General features: G+C 43.1%; 2 tRNA genes and 1 rRNA gene. All 3 read left to right on the top strand.

The annotated features are described in order from the left end of the window. Positions 1-50 (top strand): 16S ribosomal RNA (locus HS848_RS12540); the annotation flags it as partial. 97 nt (positions 51-147) lie between these two features. After that, a tRNA-Ile gene (locus HS848_RS12535) sits at positions 148-224 on the top strand. Positions 225-242: 18 nt separating this feature from the next. Continuing rightward, positions 243-318: transfer RNA gene (locus HS848_RS12530), tRNA-Ala, on the top strand. The last annotated feature ends 121 nt before the right edge of the window (positions 319-439 follow it).

The raw sequence follows: 439 nt of genomic DNA, 5'->3' as shown, positions 1-439 counted from the left end.
AGTCGTAACAAGGTAGCCGTATCGGAAGGTGCGGCTGGATCACCTCCTTTCTAAGGATATATTCGGAACACCTCGTAGAGGTGAAGGAATAACGTGACATATTGTATTCAGTTTTGAATGTTTATTTGAAACATTCAACGATTTAATGGGCCTGTAGCTCAGCTGGTTAGAGCGCACGCCTGATAAGCGTGAGGTCGGTGGTTCGAGTCCACTCAGGCCCACCATTAAATACTTGAATATTTGGGGGCTTAGCTCAGCTGGGAGAGCGCCTGCTTTGCACGCAGGAGGTCAGCGGTTCGATCCCGCTAGTCTCCACCATTAAATGATTGTACATTGAAAACTAGATAAGTAAGTAAATTAGATTTTACCAAGCAAAACCGAGTGAATTAGAGTGTTAAAGCTTTGAATTCATTAAAAATATAATCGCTAGTGTTCGAAA

Source organism: Staphylococcus caledonicus (assembly GCF_016238465.1).
In the GTDB taxonomy this organism is placed as follows: domain Bacteria; phylum Bacillota; class Bacilli; order Staphylococcales; family Staphylococcaceae; genus Staphylococcus; species Staphylococcus caledonicus.
The sequence above is the reverse complement of the archived record's forward strand: the minus strand, read 5'-3'. Positions and strand labels throughout refer to the sequence as shown.